The sequence below is a fragment of the Lentibacter algarum genome (assembly GCF_018860975.1).
In the GTDB taxonomy this organism is placed as follows: domain Bacteria; phylum Pseudomonadota; class Alphaproteobacteria; order Rhodobacterales; family Rhodobacteraceae; genus Lentibacter; species Lentibacter algarum_A.
In genome coordinates this window covers 270148-288547 of sequence record NZ_JAHKQI010000009.1, presented here as the reverse complement: position 1 = coordinate 288547, position 18400 = coordinate 270148, and the positions used below count along the sequence as shown (strand labels likewise).

The window sequence follows — 18400 nt, the reverse complement described above, 5'->3', positions numbered from 1 at the left end:
CACCTCAAAAATATGTTAGCATGAAAGAACGCAGCGCGTCGGGCAGGTATTCATAGACCTGACCTCCGGGGACTTTCACTTGCAGAAGAGACTTGAAAATAACGACGACAGTCACCGCCAGCGCCACAGCGGCGCCGAGAAACGGGTGCAACGGATAGCCCAACCGAATGGTCAGCACGATGGTAAAGAGAACCGTGGATGGCAGGTATCCAAGCTGCGGAACCAGTATGACATAAGCCATGAACCACGTGGCAAATTCGAAAGAGCGTAGCCAGAAGCCTACCTCCTGCCAGCGCCCGTCAAGCTTGGGCGACACGAATGAGCTGATCAAGTGGAGTGCACCGAACACAACCATTGTGTACACCGCCACGGTTGGCCAGAAAGATGGCTGGGCCGCCCATTTGGTTCCCTTCACGGTAGCGGTCTGGGCATCCAAGTTGAGCAGCAGAAACAGACTGAAGGCAAGAAAGACCCAGGCGAAAACAATATCACCCGGCCTCCTATAGCGTTTGAATAAATCCTGAAGGGTTTTCGCGCGTATCACAGGCATCCTCCCGTACATGTCCTGTTTCAGTTGAATAAGGCGGCCGGCAAATCAGCGCCGGCCGCCCAGGGAGAGGCATCATTACTCAGAGAGCATGCTGCCTATTTCACTCAAAGTGGCGGTGTCACTTGCGATCAACGCCTGCGTGTCGTCGGCGTTCTGCCAATAGACCAATGCACCGGTTTCCTTCGCCAGTTTCTGAGCGCGTTCCGACATCATGGTTTTTTCTGCAACCGCGATGATCTTTGCACGCACATCGGCAGGTGTGTCTTTGGGGACGAACAGGCCGTTCCACAATGCAATGTCCAACGTGGGCGCGATCTCCGCCACTGTGGGCGCGTCCGGTGTCAGGCTGATACGCTCGCCACCAATCGAGGCAAGCACCTTGATATCGTCGATGCAGGGCAACACCAGTTGCAGCGTGGTGTTCATGACGTCTACGTCACCCGAGGCCAACGAGTTGCAGTCCAGCATGTCAAAGGCGGCATCCGAACCAAACGAAAAGCCCTTTTCGCTGGCCAATGCCATTGTCACTTTGGTCGGGATTAGCGGGGCACCGAAGTGGCCCAGAGCAACGTCATTCTCTTTGGCATAGGCAGCCAGCCCATCCACATCGTCATAAGGCGCATTCTTTCCGGCAACGATGACAAACGGGTAGGTCAAAAACGCCCCGAGCGGCTCAAACGGGTTCGGGTTCAGTTCGGGGATGCCGATCTGGGGGCCAACAACCGGGACAGCGACGATAAACGACCCAATTGTATACCCGTCAGGTTTGGCGCCAGCTACCTCGACTGCTCCAGGAAACGGGCCGCCGCCGCCGCCCGGTTTGTTTACGACCGCAGCTGGCACACCATATTCTTTTTGAAAGTCTTCCGCGATCATGCGGGTCAGCACATCTTCGAGATCACCAGGAGGCCACGGAACAACAAATTCCACAGGCTTTTCCGGATACTCGGCGTGAGCAGCCAATGGCGCCAGCGACATTGAGGCCAGCACGGCTACGGTGAGTGTTTTCTTGAGCATTTCTCTCTCCCTGAGTAGATCTATGGGTTCATTATTGTCACCACTTATGTAAATAATAATTGCACTGTGAATTAGTTTGTGTCAACTCTGGTGTGAAAGGCGACCCTATTGTGGGGCTCTTTGCGGTTGTGAAATGGGGGATTTACTTTTGGGAACGGTTTCCAATGCACTGAAAATTCTCAAGTATTTCACTGAAAGCTCTAATGAACTTGGACTTTCTGAGATTTCGCGTCTAACGGGACAAAACAAGACCACGGCCTATCGCTACCTATGTGAGCTCGAATCAAATTCGTTTGTTGAACAGAACTCGAAGACAAAGGGATACCGGTTAGGACCAGCAGTCTCTAACCTTGCCCGCTTGTCGAACTCCGGTACTTTAGGGCTCCATATCTTCCGTCAGATCCTTGCCGCCGTGTCCGAAGAAGCTTCCTGTTGGGCGTTCCTTTATCCGGGTCAGCCGGGGCCTCTGAAGCCGCTCCTGGTTTTCCATCAGGGCGCGCAGCAGGACGGAGCCTTTCAGAAGGTCTCACCATACTCGAGCCCGGGAGTCTGCCTGTTTGCCGCGTGTGACATTGCGCCGAGCGACGTTACGCACTCAGACTTGAATGAACAAAATTGGGACGAGGCGGTGTCCGCGTTTAGAGCGCAAGGTGTTGCGCCATCCCCTCAGCCGAATGCACCTGCCATTTCCTTTTCCGCCCCGATCTTCGACGCTGCAGGCAGCGTCAGCAGCATCGTTACCCTGGCAAGACCGCGGCAGCCTTCCAAACAAAACCAAATGCCCTTGAAATCCGCCGTTTTACTTGCCGCGCGATCAGGCACGGCAGCCATCGGCGGTGCTGTGCCGTCTTCTGGCGACAAAACGAAACCGACGAGATCTCATTTAGGGCGGAGTTTCGCCTCAGAAAATTTAGCCATGTCAGGAGAGACCACATGAACAAACCCCTTCCCGATCAGGCACCGGTAGTCATTATTGGCGGCGGCATTATCGGCGTTTCAACGTTGTATCACTTGGCGCACCGTGGTGTGCCTGCGGTTCTGATCGAGCGCAAGAAAATCGCCAGCGGCACCACATGGCACGCCGCTGGGATTGTCGGTCAATTGCGTGACAGCACGTCGCAGACCGAACTTGGCAAATACACTGCGAAACTCTTTCAGACGCTTGAAATCGAGACCGGGCAAGGCACTGGATATAAACAAAACGGCACCATCAACCTCGCTCTCAGCGACGTGCGCCACGAACAATTGTTGCGCAGCCATGACCACGCAGCTCGCATGGGTATCGAAACCCGAATGCTGTCAGTGCCCGAGCTGTTGGAATACTGGCCCGACGTTGATGTCAGTGATGTCAAATCCGCATTTCATGTCCCGTCAAATGGGCAGGTCAATCCGCTGGACGTTTCCGTCGCCTTGTCTAAGGGCGCGCGGGCGCTCGGAGCACAGGTGTTCGAAGAGACCAATGTTGAGCGTCTGGTGTTGAACGGCGGCCGTGTAACCGGTGTCGAGACCGACAGAGGTGTGATTGCAACCGACAAGGTGCTGATCGCAGGCGGCATGTGGAGCCACCTGTTCGCCAAGGCGCATGGTGTGACAGTGCCATTGCACGCCGCCGAGCACTTTTACATCGTGACGGAGCCGATCGAGGGGCTGCCCACGACGCAATCCATCCTGAACATCGCAGAAGAGCGAACCTATTGGAAAGAGGACGCCGGCAAGCTGTTGATCGGTGGGTTTGAGGCAATGGGCAAGCCCTATGGGCGTGACGGCATTCCTGAGGACTTCGAATTCGACGAGCTGCCCTTTGACATGGAACATGTCGAGCCCGAACTGGAGCGCATGTTCGCCCGGATGCCGGCACTGGCCGAAATGGGCATCCAAACCTTCTTTAACGGGCCCGAAAGTTTCACCCCGGATGGGCGCCCCTATATGGGCCCATCATCCGAGATTGAGGGTGTGTTTCTGGCCACGGGTATGAACTCGAACGGTATTCTCAATTCGGGCGGCACAGGGTTAACCATGGCCGAGTGGATGATCGACGGGATGCCCTCGCGCTCGATGCTGCCTTTGTTGGCGGTGCGGGCGCACCCATTCCAGAAGAACACGGCCTATAACGCCGAGCGTGCCGCCGAAGCCGTGGGCTTTCACTACGGCCTTCAATGGGCCGGACGACAAGTCACCTCTGCGCGCGGCGTGCGCCGGGTGCCGCTGCATGACCGGCTTAAAGAAGCTGGTGCGCAATTCGCCGAACGGATCGGCTGGGAAGTCCCGATGTACTATGGCGCGGATTGGCGCGACGAGCCGTCGATCCGATGGAAACCATGGTCGGCGCATGTGAAAGAAGAGTGTCTTGCTGCGCGCGACGCGGCTGTAATCCTTGATCAGTCCATGTATGCAAAAATTCAGGTTCAAGGCCCCGATGCAGTGAAGGCACTGAACCGGGTGTGCGGTGCCGAGATGGATGTGGACGTGGGCAAATCCGTTTACACACAATTCCTGAACACGCGCGGCGGGATCGAGGCGGACGTCACCGTGACCCGCATCGCACCACATTGTTTCATGGTGGTCACCGGTCATCCCAGCCAGATGCGTGACCAGTATTGGATCAAGTCCAATGCCGACCCCGAGTGGCAGTTTGAGATCTTTGACGCGACCTCTGCCTATGGGTTGTTGACCATTCACGGCCCGAAATCCCGTGCCATCTTACAAGCGATGAGCGGTGACGACCTGTCAAACGACGCCTTCCCATTTGGGGCCGCGCAGGAAATCGACTTGGGGCACGCGCGCTGCTGGGCGATCCGTCGCTCGTTCCTTGGCGAGTTGGGTTTTGAGCTGATGATCCCGACCGAATTCGTTGCTGGACTCTATGAAGCGCTATTGGACGCTGGCGGGCCGCATGGCCTGCGCCCGATGGGCATGTTCGCCATGAATGCCTGCCGGTTGGAAAAAGGCTTTCGTCACTTCGGCCATGACATTGGCGAAGATGATACCCCCTATGAAACCGGGCTAGGCTTCGCCGTGCAACTGGACAAGAAAGATTTTCTGGGGCGCCAAGCCCTCGCCAAACAGAAAGCCGGCGGCCCGGCCACCAAACACCGCACCCTGTCCATTTCTGTACCCGGCCTGACCGCAGAGAATGGCCCCTATCTGATCCATAATGAACCTATTTGGAAGGGTGACGAGATTGTTGGCCATGTCACCAGCGGTGACTGGGGTTTCCGTCTGGAACAAATGATCGGCCTGGCCTCATTGGAAAACGCCGAAGGAGTTTCCAAGGCCTGGATCGACGAAGGCGGTCTCAAAGTTCAGATCGCGGGCGAAATGTACCCGATCACAGCGCAGTTGGCGCCGCTTTATGACCCCAAGGGAGAAATCATGCGTGGTTGACGCGCTTAAGGGAGAAAAACTCATGAACTCTGCAAAAACCATTCTAGTCATTGGCACTTATGACACCAAAGACCCGGAACTGAACTTCGTTTGCGACAGCATCCGAAAACTGGGCGGAGACGTTGTCTCCATGGACGTCAGCGTGCTGGGCGATCCATCCGAGCCGACTGATGTTTCCAAGCATGACGTGGCTGCGGCTGCGGGAAAAACCATTCAGGATGCCATCGACTCGGGCGATGAAAACCACGCCATGCAGATCATGGCGGAAGGTGCCGCGAAGCTGACCGCCAAGCTTTACGCCGAAGGCAAAATTCACGGGATGCTGGCTCTCGGCGGTACAATGGGCACCGATCTGGCGCTTGACTGCGCCCGCGCTCTGCCGATTGGCGTGCCGAAATATGTGGTCTCGACCATCGCATTCTCGGCGCTGATCCCACCAGAGCGGCTTTCGGCGGATATCCAGATGATCCTCTGGGCCGGTGGGCTCTACGGGCTTAACGACATCTGCATGGCGACGCTCAGCCAAGCCGCAGGCGCAGTCTATGGTGCGGCTCAGGCCGTGCGTGCTCCGGATCCGGATCGTCCGGTGATTGGCATGGTCAGCTTTGGCTCGTCGGCTCTGCACTACATGATGCATTTGCGCCAACCGCTGATCGACCGGGGTTTCTCTCTGGCGGTCTTTCACGGCACTGGCATGGGCGGAATGGCTATGGAAAGCCTCGCCGATCAGGGGTATTTCGCCTGCGTGCTGGAACTGGCCGTGGCCGAGATCGGCAACCTGATGGTCGGCTCCATCGTCAATGCCGGGGCGGACCGGATGACAGCAGCAGGCCGTCGCGGCATCCCGATCATCGCCGCACCCGGCTTCGGCGATATGATTGATTTTGCCACCTGGCAACCCGTGCCCGAACGGTTCCGCGACCGGCCCTATCACGCCCACAACCGCCTTCTGGCATCGGCGGCTCTCACCGGAGAGGAACGCGGAGAGTTGGCGCATGAGGTAGCCAACCGGCTGAAACAATCAAAAGGGCCGGTGAAATTTATCCTTCCCACTGAAGGCATTCATGCTTGGGATACCGAAGGCATGCCCGCCCATGATCCTGACGCGCTGGCTGTCATGGTTGACGCCTACAAGCGCGAGATGAACGATCCAATCGACCTGACCGTTATGGATTGCCACATCAACGACAAAGCGTTTTCGGAAAAGGTCCTGGAAATCATCGATGGCTGGATCGCGGATGGCACCCTGAAAACCAACGCGACTCCATCGGGGGGCTGACATGTTAGAAGGTCAATACGATATCCTGTTCGAGCCGTTGAAGATTGGCCCGGTGACGGCGCCCAATCGGTTCGTCATGATGCCCTACGCCAATGGGCATTCCTATCTGATGCCCAACGGTGCCATTGGTATCCGTGAGATGCGGGCTGAAGGAGGGTGGGGTATCATCGGTATGCAGTTGTCCGAGATCGACCCGACCTCGGACTTGTCCGGCCTGCCGTATGAGCGGCTCTGGGACGAGGGTGACGTGAAGGCGCACGCGCATTCGGTCGATCGCATTCATGCCCATGGCGCGCTGGCCTCGATCGAACTGGCCCATACCGGCATCCGTTCCCGCGGGATCGAGAACGGCTATCCGGTTCTGGGGCCATCCTCCCTGCCAACGCTAAAACCGGATATGCCCTACTCCGCCAAGGCGATGGACAAATCAGACATCAAGCGTCTGCGGCAGTCTTTCCGGGCAGCCATCGGGCGGGCGAAGCGGGCCGACTACGACATTGCGTATGTCTATGCCAGCCATGACGCCTCGATTCTGTGGCATTTCCTGTCCCCGGCTTACAACACCCGCACGGACGAATATGGTGGCTCTTTCGACAACCGCCTGCGCCTGTTGCGCGAAGTGCTGGAAGAAGCGCAGGACGAAGCCGCTGGCGAAATGGCAATCGCTTTGCGGTTTGCAGTGCACGAGGCATCAGGGCCCAAACGGATCACCTGCGACGGCGAGGGCCGTGACGTCGTCGAGGCGCTGGCCGATCTGCCAGACCTCTGGGACGTTAACATCTCGGGCTGGAGCGCCGACAGCCAAACCGCTCGCTATGCCCGACAAGGGTATCAAGAAGACTTCACCAGCTTCGTCAAACAGGTGACGAACAAACCGGTTTTGGGTGTTGGGCGGTTCACCTCTCCTGACATTATGGTCAGCCAGATCAAACGAGGCGTGCTTGATATGATTGGCTCGGCTCGCGCCTCGATTGCCGATCCGTTCCTGCCCAACAAGATCCGCGAAGGCCGGGTCGAGGATATCCGCGAATGTATCGGCTGTAATGTATGCGTCTCGGTGGAATTGTCCGGCGTTCAGGTGCGATGCACCCAAAACCCCACCATGTCCGAAGAATGGCGCCGCGGTTGGCACCCGGAAATGGTCCCTGCGGCTGAGACCCCGCAAAGCGTGTTGATTGTCGGGGGCGGCCCCTCGGGGCTTGAGGCGGCTTTGACGCTCGCGCGCGCTGGCCACGAGGTCACTGTGGCCGATAAGGCCGACGAAATGGGCGGACGAAGCCTGCGGGAATCGGCCATCAAGGGCTTGGCATCCTGGGCACGAGTACGTGACTACCGGCTGTATCAACTGCAACAAATGGGCAATGTGCACCTCTATGCTGGCAGCGAACTGGATGCGGATGCGGTTGCCGAGTTTGAGGCGGATCATGTTCTTCTGGCAACCGGAGCACTTTGGCTGGAGGATGGTCGCGGGCGCTCAAACCTTGCACCAATCCCCGGCTTCAAAGGCAATGCGCTGACACCGGACGACATTCTGAACGGCTCCGAAGTATCCGGAGCAATCGTGATCTACGATGACGATCATTATTACATGGCAAGTGCGCTGGCCGTGGATTTGGCCGAGAAGGGTCACGAGGTTCATCTGGTGACCCCGCTTCCAACCCTTTCAGGCTGGATGGGCAATACGCTGGAACAGCCCAAAGTTCTGGGCGAACTTCTGGGGGCTGGGGTCAAGACATATCCCAACACCACAGCGACCGGATGGCAGGCTGGAGCGTTGAATGTGATGCGGTCCGATACCGGTGAAGCCTTGCCCGATATCGCCGCGACGACATTGGTTGCTGTTACCAATCGCCTGCCCGAAACCACTTTGTCAGATGCCCTGACAGCCCGGGGCGTGCCGCACCGCAACATCGGCGACGCTGAAGTGCCCGGCACCCTACAAGCTGCGGTTTATTCCGGACACCGCCACGCCCGCGAACTGCTGGGCCATGAGCCCGAAGACCGGATCTTCAAACGCGAACGACCAACACTCTTTCTCTGAAATAGAAACGGAAACCTATCATGGAAGCCAAGAAAACTCCCCTTTATCATGCCTTCATCAAGCGTGGTGCCAATGTGCGCAATGCCGGCGGATACTTTGCACCGATCGCATTTAGCGACCCCAGAACCGAGCATCTGACAACCCGCGAAAAGGCCGGCCTGTTCGAGATATTTGGCCAGTTCCTTGTAGAAGTTACAGGCAGCGACGCCGAGCGTTTGATCAACGAAACCCATGTTGCGGATGTGACAAAACTGCCCGACATGAAGGGAACCTATTGTGGTATCCTCAACGACAAAGGCGGCTTTTTGGACGACGTCATCGTCTGGCGCGTGAACGCGGGTAAATTCTGGGTCTGTCCGGCACCGCATCGTGTAAATGTCATTGTCGATCATCTGAAAGATGCTGGCAAAAACATGGAGGTAAATGTTGTCTCTTTGGGTTACCGCTATACATCGCTGTCGATTCAAGGGCCGCAATCACGCGCCTGCCTGCAAGAATTGACCAATGCAGACCTGACAAACGATGCCCTGAAGCCATTCGAAATCGTCGAAACGACTCTAAATGGTGTGGATGATGTCATCATCTCGCGCACCGGCTTTACCGGTGAATTGGGTTTCGAACTGTTCATTCCAACCCAGAATGCCGAGGACCTCTATGAGGCGATTTTGGAAGCTGGCGCAAACAAGGGGCTGGTGCCCTGTGGTGTTGCTGCGATGGTGTCTCTGCGGATCGAGAAGCGCTATCCGATTTTTGGCCGCGACATAACCGAAGACAACAACCCTGTTGAAGCCGGCCTTGGCTGGACGATCCGCGCCAAGGAAACGAATTACCCTGGCAAGGCCGTCGTCGAGGCGCTGAAGAAAACCGGCACGGACCGCGCTTTGGTGCTGATTGAAATGCCGGAGGGGGCGGATGTTCCCGAAGCTGGCGCAGCATTGACATCCGCCGGCCAAGAAGTTGGTCAGGTAACTTCGGCAGGCATGGGGCATTCGGTTGGTCGGGCTCTGGCCATGGGCTACGTGACCCGCGAGATGGCAGTTGATGGCCAGCCCGTCGACGTCGGGGAGGTCAAAGCCGCCAAAATCCACACCGGAGCGATCTACGATCCCAAGAACACGCGTTCGCGCGGATAATCGGTAGCGAGTTGCGGTGTCCCCGGCGGTTTCCACTTGGATCGCTGGGGACACCCAGTTGAGCCTACCGAACACTGAATATCATCGATGAATACACCAGAAAGGCACTCATGATCCGCGTCGATCGCAAGCTCAGCTCCACCGATGTGCTGGACGCACTGACAGACCTGTTCATTCTGCGTGGCCCGCCGGAATAGATAAGGTCGGACAGTGGCTCGGAGTTTATTGCTCAGAAAATGCGGGACTGAATCACTGCTATGGGTGCCAAGACAGCCTACATCGAACCAGGGTCACCTTGGGAGAACGGCTCCTGTGAAAGCTTCAACGCCAGGTTCCGCGATGAACTGCTCAACGGCGAAATCTTTGACAACCTGCGCGAGGCTCAAACCCTGATCGAGCATTGGCGGGTTCACTACAACACCGTTAGGCCACACTGCGCCCTAGGCTATCGGCCACCCGCGCCGGAAAGCATCGCTTCATAGGACCAAAGGCACAAACGATCAAACCAGACCACCCGATGGGGGCACGCCAACCGCCTAAGTGCGCCTTGAGGTGGCGGGTTTCGGCGGGGTCTGGCCCACAGATCACTACCCGCTGATCGGGGGGTTCAGCCTTTCTGCGCCGTGAGCGCTAATTTTTCGCACAGGTTAGCTGAAAAAAATCGAAACACGAGCGACGGAATGTGTTTCAGTGCCCGTATCAGAACAAACACAGGCACCTCAGGACCTTCTTTATGATACATCTCTCGCCACCCAAGGTTGATCTCGGCACTTGGCTGACACTCCCCCGACGGAGCCCTCAGGAGCCACAAGAACCATGAAAAGATTACTTTACGCCGCTTTATCCCTCATCATAGTCGCGGGCGCCTATGGCGTCGCATTCGGTGTGCCCGAACAGGTCGCGCAGTTCTGGGGCGGCAGCGCGAACGTAACAGCTGATGCGCCGCAGGGCGCGCAATCAGGGCAGCGGAGGCAGGGCCGGGCAACGACGGTGGTTCTTACGCCGCTAGAGGCCCGCGAACATACACTCATTCTGAGGACCGTTGGCAGTGCCGTCTCGCTTCGCCGCACCGAAGTGACCGCGACCGATGGGGGGGAAGTGGTCGAAACTGCGCTGCTTGCCAATGCGATGGTTGAAAAGGGCGATGTCCTTTTGCAACTGGATGATCGCACGGAACGGCTGGCGCTTGAGATCGCCGAGGCCAACCGCGATCAGGCACAGGCCACTGTCACCCGCTATGAAGGGCTGCGCAGCAATGGCAATTCTGTCGTGACGGACGTGCAGCTGTCGGAGGCGCGCGTGGCGTTGCGTTTGGCCGAAGCCAATGTGGGGCTGGCCCAGGTCGCACTAGACGACCGTACGATCGTGGCACCGATCTCTGGCCGGTTGGGGCTCAGTGACGTCAGCCTGGGCGACCGCGTGTCGAGCGGTAAGGCCATCGTGACAATTGACGATACCACCAGCCTGCTCGCCACGTTCGAAGTGCCGGAACGCTCCATCGGCCTTTTGACCGAGGGCAAGCCCGTCCTCGTCTCGACACCCACATATGCGGGGCGTATTTTCGAGGGCGAGATCACCGCTTTCGACAGCCGGCTCGACAGCGTAACCCGCAGTGCCACGGTGCAGGCGGAAGTCGCAAACCCCGAGGGGTTGCTGCTCGCCGGCATGACCTTTGCCATCCGCATGACCGAAGAGACCGACCCCTTTCCCGTCGTGCCCGCAACGGCCATCACATGGGACCGCAGCGGCGCGGGCATATGGGTCGTCGAGGAAGGCAGCACCCGTCGCGTTCCGGTCACCATCCGTTTCCGCGAAGGAGATCAGGTCTGGGTTGAGACCGAAGCCCCCCTGGGTGCGCAGATCGTGGCGGAAGGCGCGTCCAAGCTGCGCGAAGGGGCGCAGGTCACAGCCGCAGGTGCAGGCAAAGGGCCGGGCGCATGAGTTTCGAAAAGAGAGCCCACAAAGCCGGTTTCGCGGATACCTTTGTCGCGCGACCGATCTTCGGGATCGTGCTGAACCTGCTCATCATCATTGCCGGTCTTGCGGCGCTCACCAGCGTCGATGTCCGCGAAATGCCCGATGTGGACAATCCGGTGATTTCCGTGCGCACCACCTATGAGGGCGCGGTGGCGAGCACGGTGGACAGCGAGGTCACCCAGGCCCTCGAAGATGCGTTGAGTGCGCTTGAAGGCATGTCCTATATCGAGTCGACCTCCAGCACGGGGTCGAGCCGCATCACCATCGATCTGTCCGATGGAACTGACGTCAACGTGGCCGCCAATGAGGCGCGCGAGCTTGTGTCGGGCACCCTGCGCTCTCTGCCCGATGATATCGACGATCCCGTCGTCAGCAAAAGCGACAGCAACGCCGACGCCATCATTCGCCTTGCGCTGTTGGGCGATACCGACCTCGACACGCTCACCCAGCTTGCCGAGGGCCCAGTCTACGAACGGCTCTCTCTGATCGACGGCATCGCAGAAGTGACCCTGCGCGGCGACCGGGCCGACGAGTTCCGCGTGGCCGTGAACATGCCGTCTCTGCTCAGCCGTGGGCTGACCATCTTTGACGTCTCTACCGCGCTTGCACAACTTCGCGATGACACTGCCCTTGGTGCGCTTTCAAGCGAATCCCAGACCCTCTCGCTCCGGGTCGGCAGCAAGGATGTCACCGTCGAGACTATCAACCAACTGCCGATCAACGACACGACCCAAGTGGCCGATATCGCCTTTGTGCAGCTGATCCCGGAAGACGCCAGCGTCTATACCCGCGTGAACGGCGAAACTGCCATTGGCCTCGATATCACCCGCCAATCTGTTGGCAACACGCTGGATATCTCGCGCGATGTCGCTGTCGCCGTCGAGGAATTGCGCGACCAGTTGCCCGAAGGTGTGCAACTGCTCATCACGTCAAACGACGGGGTTTTCATCGGAGGGTCGATCAACGAAGTCGTCAAATCCATCCTCATGGCAACCGGTATCGTCATTGCCGTGATATTTTTGTTCCTGCGCTCCCCACGGGCGACGTTGATCCCCGCGGTCACGATCCCGGTGGCCTTGATCGGCACATTGGCGGCGATCTGGCTCACGGGATTTTCCGTCAATACGATCAGCCTCCTGGCGCTGGTTCTGGCGACCGGAATGGTCGTGGATGATGCCATCGTCGTGGTCGAGAATATCGTGCGCAAGCGCAAGTCCGGTATGGGCGCTTTCGCCGCCGCTTCATCGGGCTCCAACGAGGTCTTCTTTGCCGTCATCTCAACCACGGCAACACTCGCCGCGGTCTTCATTCCGATTTCGTTTTTGCCGGGGCAGGCGGGCGGTGTCTTCTCAGAATTTGGTTTTGTGTTGGCCTTCGCGGTCACACTTTCGTCGATCACCGCGCTCACCCTCGCACCGGTGCTGTCGGCCCTTCTAGACCCCGGCAAGACACAGGCCAATGCCGGGCAAACCGAGCCGGGCATTCTGGCGCGCAGCTTTGACCGGGTCATGGATTTTGCCATCCGCACGCCTCTGCTGGTTTTGGCGGTCGCCATAGGCTTTGCCATGATCGCCATGGGCGCCGCGATGACGCTGCCCTCCGCCGTCACACCGCAAGAAGACCGTGGTTTCTTCCTCGTACAGGCGCGCGGCGCGTCGGACACAACGATTGACTATCTCGACACGCAGGTCCTGCTGGTCGAAGACATCCTCGCTCCCTACCAGCAGAGCGGGCAGATCGAGACGGTACAGAGCATCATTGGCGTCCGCGGCGGTACCAGTGCGTTTATTGTCGTCCGCCTGCCGGACTGGGCCGAGCGTGACTTTACCCAGCAAGAGCTGATTGCGCAGATCAGTGGCCGACTGGCCTCTGTGCCCGGGGTGCAGGTCAGTGCGCGCTCGACCAACAGCCTCAACATTCGTGGCGCGGGTGGCGGGCTCAGCTTTGCCGTCACCGGCACCAATCTTGCGAAAATGACGGAAGCCGCCGACGCCCTTGCCGCGGCCATGTCGCAGGATGCGACTTTCCAGAACCCGCAACTGTCCAACAACAGCGTCAATGCACAGTTGGCGGTGACGGTGGATGACAGCGCGGCGGGCGATATGGGACTCAACAGTTCGGATATCTCCGCCATCGTTCGCGCCATGGTTCAGGGCGACGTTGCGGTCAGCGTCTTTGCCGATGACATCGAAGTGGACGTCAATGTCGTCCCCGGCGGGCCGCCGATTGACGATCCGTCCGACATCGCGTCCATGTCCATCCGCCTCGCCAGCGGTGCCTATATCCCACTGTCCGCCGTCGCTGCGCTGGAAACGGTGGTGAGCGATGCGCAAATCGAACGTCTGGGCGGCGCGTTGTCCGTCTCGATGCAGGCGAACCTCGGCGAGGGCGTTGACCTGTCGACCGCGATGGACCGTTTGCTTGCGATTTCCGACGAAGTTCTGCCCGATGGCATGGGCATCATCTTCACCGGCGAGGCCGCGACGCTCGACGATTCCCAAGCCGGAATCTACATGGTCTTCGGCGTGGCGCTGGTCGTCGTGCTTCTGGTGCTGGCAGCGCAGTTCGAAAGCTTTGCCAGTGCGGTTGTCATCATGTTGACTGTGCCCTTCGGGCTTGCCGCCGCGCTGCTGGCAATCTCGATGACCGGCGGTTCGCTGAACTACTACAGCCAGATCGGCCTTGTGATGCTGATCGGGGTGATGGCCAAAAACGGTATCCTGATTGTCGAATTCGCAAACCAGCTGCGCGAAGCGGGCGCCGACATCGAAAGCGCAATCCGAAGTGCGCTACGCCTGAGGATCCGACCAGTGATGATGACGATGGTTTCTACGGTCTTTGGTGGTCTGCCGTTGATCCTGACCTCCGGCGCGGGGGCCGAAGCCCGGATTGCCGTCGGTTGGGTGATCGTCGGCGGCTTGGGTTTCGCAACCGTGTTCACCTTGTTTCTCACGCCGATTTTCTACCGTTGGATTGCCGTCTGGGGCGCAGCACCCGGTGGTGCAGCACGCAGGCTTCGATCAGAGGTTGAGGCGACCGCGAGCGCCTAGTGGCAAGATCTGGTGGAACAGGGGTAGGGCGCGTTCGCGAGTATTGAAATCACGATGCAGCATCTCCATTTCGGCCATCTCGGGGCGAACCCATCCGGGCCAGATACTCATGTGCCAGGTCCGTTGCGATGTCGATGAAGCGCGCATTCCGGGCCTCGGACCCGGCCTCATCCATGCGGGGTATGATCCAGCCAACGTATGTGACGGCGCGCGCTAACAGGAACAGATCGAGCGCCGCTAGGTCAATCTCTCGGATTGAAAGATAGCCGGTGACAAGCGCCTGCTTTAAAGCCTGATAATCCGGCTCGCTGCGGTTTTTCAGCAAGGTGGTGGCCAAGTCAAACAGCCGGAAGCCGAACCCTGCATCGTCAAAATCGATCAGCTGAAGCTCTCCACCGTCAGCAAGCACGTTCTCGCGCACCAAGTCGGCGTGGATCAGGCCATAGTCCGACTTACCTTCAAGCCGCGATAGGTCGCTTTGCAATGAGTCGCGCAAGCTCTGAAACATCGAGCGCTGGTCGTCAGACAAGGTCGGGTTCTCCCAGAACCGCCCCCAGACAGGCGCGTCGCCCACCAAGCCCGCGCGATCCCACTGGCACCGGGTGAACCCCTCGGGCAGGGTCCACGCATCCGATATCATATGCATCCGCGCCATTTCCTGGCCGATCTTGTGAAAGAGCCCGATACGGTCATTGGTCTGCAAGGGCTTGCCGGTTTCGCCGACTGGCGCGCCTGACAGCCAAGTCAGAACATCAATCTGAATGCCCTCGACGATGTGCAGAACCTTGCCTGCTGCCGACGGGACGGGCGCAGGCACATTCAGCCCGCCGCGGCCCAACTCAGCCACCCATTGCAGCTCGGACCACAGCTCGGCGTCAGTGCGATAACCCGCGCGGTGAAGCCGCAAGGCATAGGCTTTCCCGTGATGATCCACTCGAAACACCCGGTTCTCCCGCTCGGCAATCAGCCGGCAAGTCGCGCCGTCAAAGCCCCAAAGCGCCAGTGCCTGATCTACAACATCCGTCATGGCGCAAGCCGGGTTTCGGCCAAAACCTCGTCCAGCGTGTCGAACAGAAGATCGGCGTTTTCAACCGAGAACGGCATAGGCGGGCGGATTTTCAGCGTGTTCTTATGGCGTCCCAATTTGGAATGGAGGATGCCGCGTTGGCGCATCGCATTGATCACACGGTCGGTGAATTCACTGGCCGGTTCTTTGCTGTCCCGATCCAGCACCATTTCGGCCCCGAAAACCAAGCCTGAGCCACGGATATCTCCAATGACCTCATACTTGGCCTGCAAGGCTTCCAGTCTTTTGCGGGCATGTTGCCCAACCGTGTTGGCATGCCGAACAAGGGCCTTGTCCTCGATCTCTTCCAGAACCGCCATCGCCGCCGCGCACGAGACCGGATTGCCGCCAAACGTGTTGAAGTAACGGTAGCCCGAGCGAAATGTCTGCAAAATCTCACCTCGGGTCACCACGCCTCCAATCGGATGGCCATTGCCCATCGGTTTGCCCAAAGTCATCACATCGGGCACCACACCCATTTTTTCATGCGCCCACATGTGGGTTCCGGTGCGGCCAAAACCAGACTGAACCTCGTCACAGATCAGCAAGCCACCGGCCTTGCGAACGACTTCGGCAGTGGGCTTCAGCCAGCCATCGGGAGTGTCGGGAAACCCCTCATTGAGGAAATAGGGACAGATCAGCAACGCGGCAAACCCGATACCGGATTTCTCATGCGCTTCAATCTGCTCGGCCACGGATTGAGCAAACTTGGCCCCGTCCGGATCCGGATTGCGATAGCTATCGGGTGCTTCGACAAACCGGAAAAACTGCCCCAACCCGAAGCCGACGCTGGGCGGGTTGGATTTGCTCAACTGGCTGACCAGCGCGGTGTTACCATGGTATGTCGCGTCGGTGGCGATGATACCACGTTTGCCGGTCGTTCCCTCGGCCATGCGCAGGGCAATATCATTGGCCTCGGATCCGGTGCAGGTCAGGATAGCAGTATCAAGCGAGGCGTCCATCGTCCCGGTCAGTTTTTCAACATAGTCCAGGATGCCGTCATGCAGATAACGCGTATGGGTGTTGAGCGTCGACGCCTGGCGGCAGATCGCCTCGACCACGCGCGGATTGCAATGGCCGACATGCGGAACGTTGTTGTAGCAATCAAGATACTTGCGCCCGTCGGCATCCCACAGCCAGACTCCTTCGCCGCGCACGACATGCACAGGATCGTCGTAAAACGTCGAGACATTGGGCCCCAGATAGCGGGTTCGGTCGACGAGCAATTGCTCCTTAGTACGCTTCATCATATCTCACTTCCATTCTCTTCTAAAAACAATCCTTGCTTGTCTACAGCGACAGTGGCAGCTCGGGTGCAGCTACGCCCTCGGTGCGCATATCAGGGGTTAGCAGCCTGGCTGCAATTGCCAGTTTCAATTTGGATGTCATGCTGTTCTCCTTGATAAAAAGTGGTTGCTCTAGTTAGATTTTGCCGCAGGCACGGCCCCTTCAGCCACCCAGGCGTCAAAGATGTTTAGTGCCGTAGTGCAAAACTCCGGGTCGTTGATGTGCGCGTCGATCTCGGTCGCCTTGACCGATGGCGCAACGGTGCTGCGTAGCTCGTCTAGAAAAGCGGCAAGACCTTCTGGGTCGTGACAATCGCCTCCGGGGCGATCCCATTCTTCGATGCCACCATTGGGGATAATCAATTGCGTTGGCGCCGGGCTTTCTCCCAAACGCTCATTCAGTTCCCGCGCGATGTCGCGACGTTCGTCGGCATTGTAGAAGGTGTTCTTAACCAGCTTGTTATGGGTGTGGATCGGGCGGTCCTGGAAACGCTCGGGAATTTCCTGCCAGCCGGCAAAGTCAATCAGGTCCATACAGCCGGGCGCAACGATCTGCGGGATGCCAGCACGCCCCGCCGCACGATGCCGGTCGCGACCGGCATTGACCACCGACCCTGCCAGCAGATTCCCCAGCTCGCAGCCGGCAAAATCCATCACACAAACAAAGCCGTTTTGCGCCGCTATCTGCTCAAATGCCATGCCGCCCATGCCCATGGCGTGAAACACCGCCACCTCGTAGCCACGCGCCTCAAGCTCGGGTTTCAGCGTCTTGATGTATTTCAGGCAGGATGTGCCAAGCGATGTGATGCCCACCGTTGGACGGCCCGCACCCACGACGGGCTCGGCTGCGCGTGCCGCGCCCAACACGGCTCCCGCTGCCTGTGCCAGCGACGATTTACAGATCGCATTCAGCCCATAAAGCCCTCCGGCCCAGAGGATCATCTGGATGTCGGGAGACAGGCGCTCAGCGGGAATAAGCGCCGAGAACGACACCGTCGAGACCATGTATTTCGGCAGGCCAATCGGCAGGGTCTGACAAACATCAAGCGCCAGATCGGTGCCCATAGTGCCACCCAAAATGATCACACCGTTGATATGCCCCCCGTCATTCAGGCGCTGTGCCAGCGCACAGGCGCCATCCGACATGATCTGCATCGCCACATGCTCGCTGCCGCTGTCGATCGCTTCCCTGATCGAACGCCCCCCGGCCTCGGCCACCGCATGTTTGGAGTAATCCGTTGGCTTCTCAGGATCACCCAGAACGCTGACATCCATGGTTAGGACCGCGCCACCTTGGGCACGGATTTTTCCGGCCATGAACTCCAGCTCGTCGTTCTTGGTGTCGTAGGTGCCGATCACCAGAATGGTTGTGTCTGTCATATCGCCCTCCCTTGTCATGCCGGGTTACCCGCGCATGATCTCTCCCTTGGGGTCGTAAAACGGCGTCAGCTGTGCCCGCAGCGGGAACATTTTTCCCGCGATCAGCACCGCGTTCACACCGCGCTTCGCAAGATGATAGAGCGTGGAGACACCAATGATGCCTCCGTCAACGATGACAACAGGTGCAGTTTGAGGAATGCTCTTCGCCATTTATAGTTCTTTCTGCCAGCGAAGCCG

Annotated in this window: 13 protein-coding genes and 1 pseudogene; 8 read left to right on the top strand and 6 right to left on the bottom strand. The window is 58.6% G+C overall.

Going from position 1 to position 18400, the window contains the following annotated elements:
* Window positions 1-4 precede the first annotated feature (4 nt).
* Window positions 5-550 carry a tripartite tricarboxylate transporter TctB family protein gene (locus KO498_RS15240; RefSeq protein WP_252731472.1) on the bottom strand — a complete coding sequence of 182 codons (546 nt, stop codon included), beginning with the start codon at window positions 548-550 and terminating at the stop codon, window positions 5-7.
* Between the two features lie 75 nt (window positions 551-625).
* The gene (locus KO498_RS15235) at window positions 626-1567 is read right to left on the bottom strand and encodes a tripartite tricarboxylate transporter substrate binding protein (protein WP_215960773.1); all 942 of its coding nucleotides are present in this window, start codon (window positions 1565-1567) and stop codon (window positions 626-628) included.
* Window positions 1568-1700: 133 nt separating this feature from the next.
* Between KO498_RS15235 and KO498_RS15230 the strand changes: the two genes are divergently transcribed.
* The 8 genes and pseudogenes from KO498_RS15230 (at window position 1701) to KO498_RS15195 (ending at window position 14431) form a co-directional block, all read left to right on the top strand.
* On the top strand, window positions 1701-2504 hold the full coding sequence (locus KO498_RS15230; RefSeq protein WP_215960772.1) for a helix-turn-helix domain-containing protein: 804 nt from the start codon (window positions 1701-1703) through the stop codon (window positions 2502-2504).
* Entirely contained in the window at window positions 2501-4951 is a 2451-nt protein-coding gene (locus tag KO498_RS15225; protein ID WP_215960771.1) for an FAD-dependent oxidoreductase, read from the top strand. Before KO498_RS15230 ends, KO498_RS15225 begins: the two co-directional genes overlap by 4 nt.
* Window positions 4952-4973: 22 nt before the next feature.
* Window positions 4974-6230: a Tm-1-like ATP-binding domain-containing protein gene (locus tag KO498_RS15220; protein ID WP_215960770.1), complete on the top strand. Its 1257-nt coding sequence runs from the start codon at window positions 4974-4976 to the stop codon at window positions 6228-6230.
* Between the two features lies 1 nt (window position 6231).
* The gene (locus tag KO498_RS15215; protein ID WP_215960769.1) at window positions 6232-8271 is read left to right on the top strand and encodes an FAD-dependent oxidoreductase; all 2040 of its coding nucleotides are present in this window, start codon (window positions 6232-6234) and stop codon (window positions 8269-8271) included.
* A gap of 20 nt (window positions 8272-8291) precedes the next feature.
* Window positions 8292-9404 (top strand): aminomethyltransferase family protein, encoded by a 1113-nt coding sequence (locus KO498_RS15210; protein ID WP_215960768.1) that lies wholly within the window; start codon window positions 8292-8294, stop codon window positions 9402-9404.
* A gap of 65 nt (window positions 9405-9469) precedes the next feature.
* Window positions 9470-9886: pseudogene (locus KO498_RS15205) on the top strand (integrase core domain-containing protein); the annotation flags it as partial.
* A 334-nt stretch (window positions 9887-10220) separates the two neighbouring features.
* Window positions 10221-11345, top strand: a complete 1125-nt coding sequence (locus KO498_RS15200) for an efflux RND transporter periplasmic adaptor subunit (protein ID WP_215960767.1) — start codon at window positions 10221-10223, stop codon at window positions 11343-11345.
* Window positions 11342-14431, top strand: a complete 3090-nt coding sequence (locus KO498_RS15195) for an efflux RND transporter permease subunit (protein ID WP_215960766.1) — start codon at window positions 11342-11344, stop codon at window positions 14429-14431. The genes KO498_RS15200 and KO498_RS15195 overlap by 4 nt, the downstream gene beginning before the upstream one ends.
* Before the next feature lie 49 nt (window positions 14432-14480).
* Here KO498_RS15195 and KO498_RS15190 read toward each other — a convergent pair whose 3' ends face one another.
* The 4 genes from KO498_RS15190 to KO498_RS15175 form a co-directional block, all read right to left on the bottom strand.
* The gene (locus KO498_RS15190; protein WP_215960765.1) at window positions 14481-15458 is read right to left on the bottom strand and encodes a phosphotransferase enzyme family protein; all 978 of its coding nucleotides are present in this window, start codon (window positions 15456-15458) and stop codon (window positions 14481-14483) included.
* A complete protein-coding gene (locus KO498_RS15185; protein WP_215960800.1) occupies window positions 15455-16744 on the bottom strand; it encodes an aspartate aminotransferase family protein in 1290 nt (429 codons plus the stop codon). Before KO498_RS15185 ends, KO498_RS15190 begins: the two co-directional genes overlap by 4 nt.
* A 171-nt stretch (window positions 16745-16915) precedes the next feature.
* A complete protein-coding gene (locus tag KO498_RS15180; RefSeq protein ID WP_215960764.1) occupies window positions 16916-18163 on the bottom strand; it encodes a Tm-1-like ATP-binding domain-containing protein in 1248 nt (415 codons plus the stop codon).
* Between the two features lie 24 nt (window positions 18164-18187).
* Entirely contained in the window at window positions 18188-18373 is a 186-nt protein-coding gene (locus tag KO498_RS15175) for a hypothetical protein (RefSeq protein WP_215960763.1), read from the bottom strand.
* Window positions 18374-18400: the final 27 nt, after the last annotated feature.

What these genes read in the sequence shown, in the direction of transcription:
- KO498_RS15215 (WP_215960769.1), top strand. Translation starts at nt 6,232, where the DNA reads ATGTTAGAAGGTCAATACGATATCCTGTTCGAGCCGTTGAAGATTGGC.
- KO498_RS15175 (WP_215960763.1), bottom strand. Translation starts at nt 18,373, where the DNA reads ATGGCGAAGAGCATTCCTCAAACTGCACCTGTTGTCATCGTTGACGGA.
- KO498_RS15185 (WP_215960800.1), bottom strand. Translation starts at nt 16,744, where the DNA reads ATGAAGCGTACTAAGGAGCAATTGCTCGTCGACCGAACCCGCTATCTG.
- KO498_RS15190 (WP_215960765.1), bottom strand. Translation starts at nt 15,458, where the DNA reads ATGACGGATGTTGTAGATCAGGCACTGGCGCTTTGGGGCTTTGACGGC.
- KO498_RS15210 (WP_215960768.1), top strand. Translation starts at nt 8,292, where the DNA reads ATGGAAGCCAAGAAAACTCCCCTTTATCATGCCTTCATCAAGCGTGGT.
- KO498_RS15225 (WP_215960771.1), top strand. Translation starts at nt 2,501, where the DNA reads ATGAACAAACCCCTTCCCGATCAGGCACCGGTAGTCATTATTGGCGGC.
- KO498_RS15200 (WP_215960767.1), top strand. Translation starts at nt 10,221, where the DNA reads ATGAAAAGATTACTTTACGCCGCTTTATCCCTCATCATAGTCGCGGGC.
- KO498_RS15220 (WP_215960770.1), top strand. Translation starts at nt 4,974, where the DNA reads ATGAACTCTGCAAAAACCATTCTAGTCATTGGCACTTATGACACCAAA.
- KO498_RS15230 (WP_215960772.1), top strand. Translation starts at nt 1,701, where the DNA reads ATGGGGGATTTACTTTTGGGAACGGTTTCCAATGCACTGAAAATTCTC.
- KO498_RS15195 (WP_215960766.1), top strand. Translation starts at nt 11,342, where the DNA reads ATGAGTTTCGAAAAGAGAGCCCACAAAGCCGGTTTCGCGGATACCTTT.
- KO498_RS15180 (WP_215960764.1), bottom strand. Translation starts at nt 18,163, where the DNA reads ATGACAGACACAACCATTCTGGTGATCGGCACCTACGACACCAAGAAC.
- KO498_RS15235 (WP_215960773.1), bottom strand. Translation starts at nt 1,567, where the DNA reads ATGCTCAAGAAAACACTCACCGTAGCCGTGCTGGCCTCAATGTCGCTG.
- KO498_RS15240 (WP_252731472.1), bottom strand. Translation starts at nt 550, where the DNA reads ATGCCTGTGATACGCGCGAAAACCCTTCAGGATTTATTCAAACGCTAT.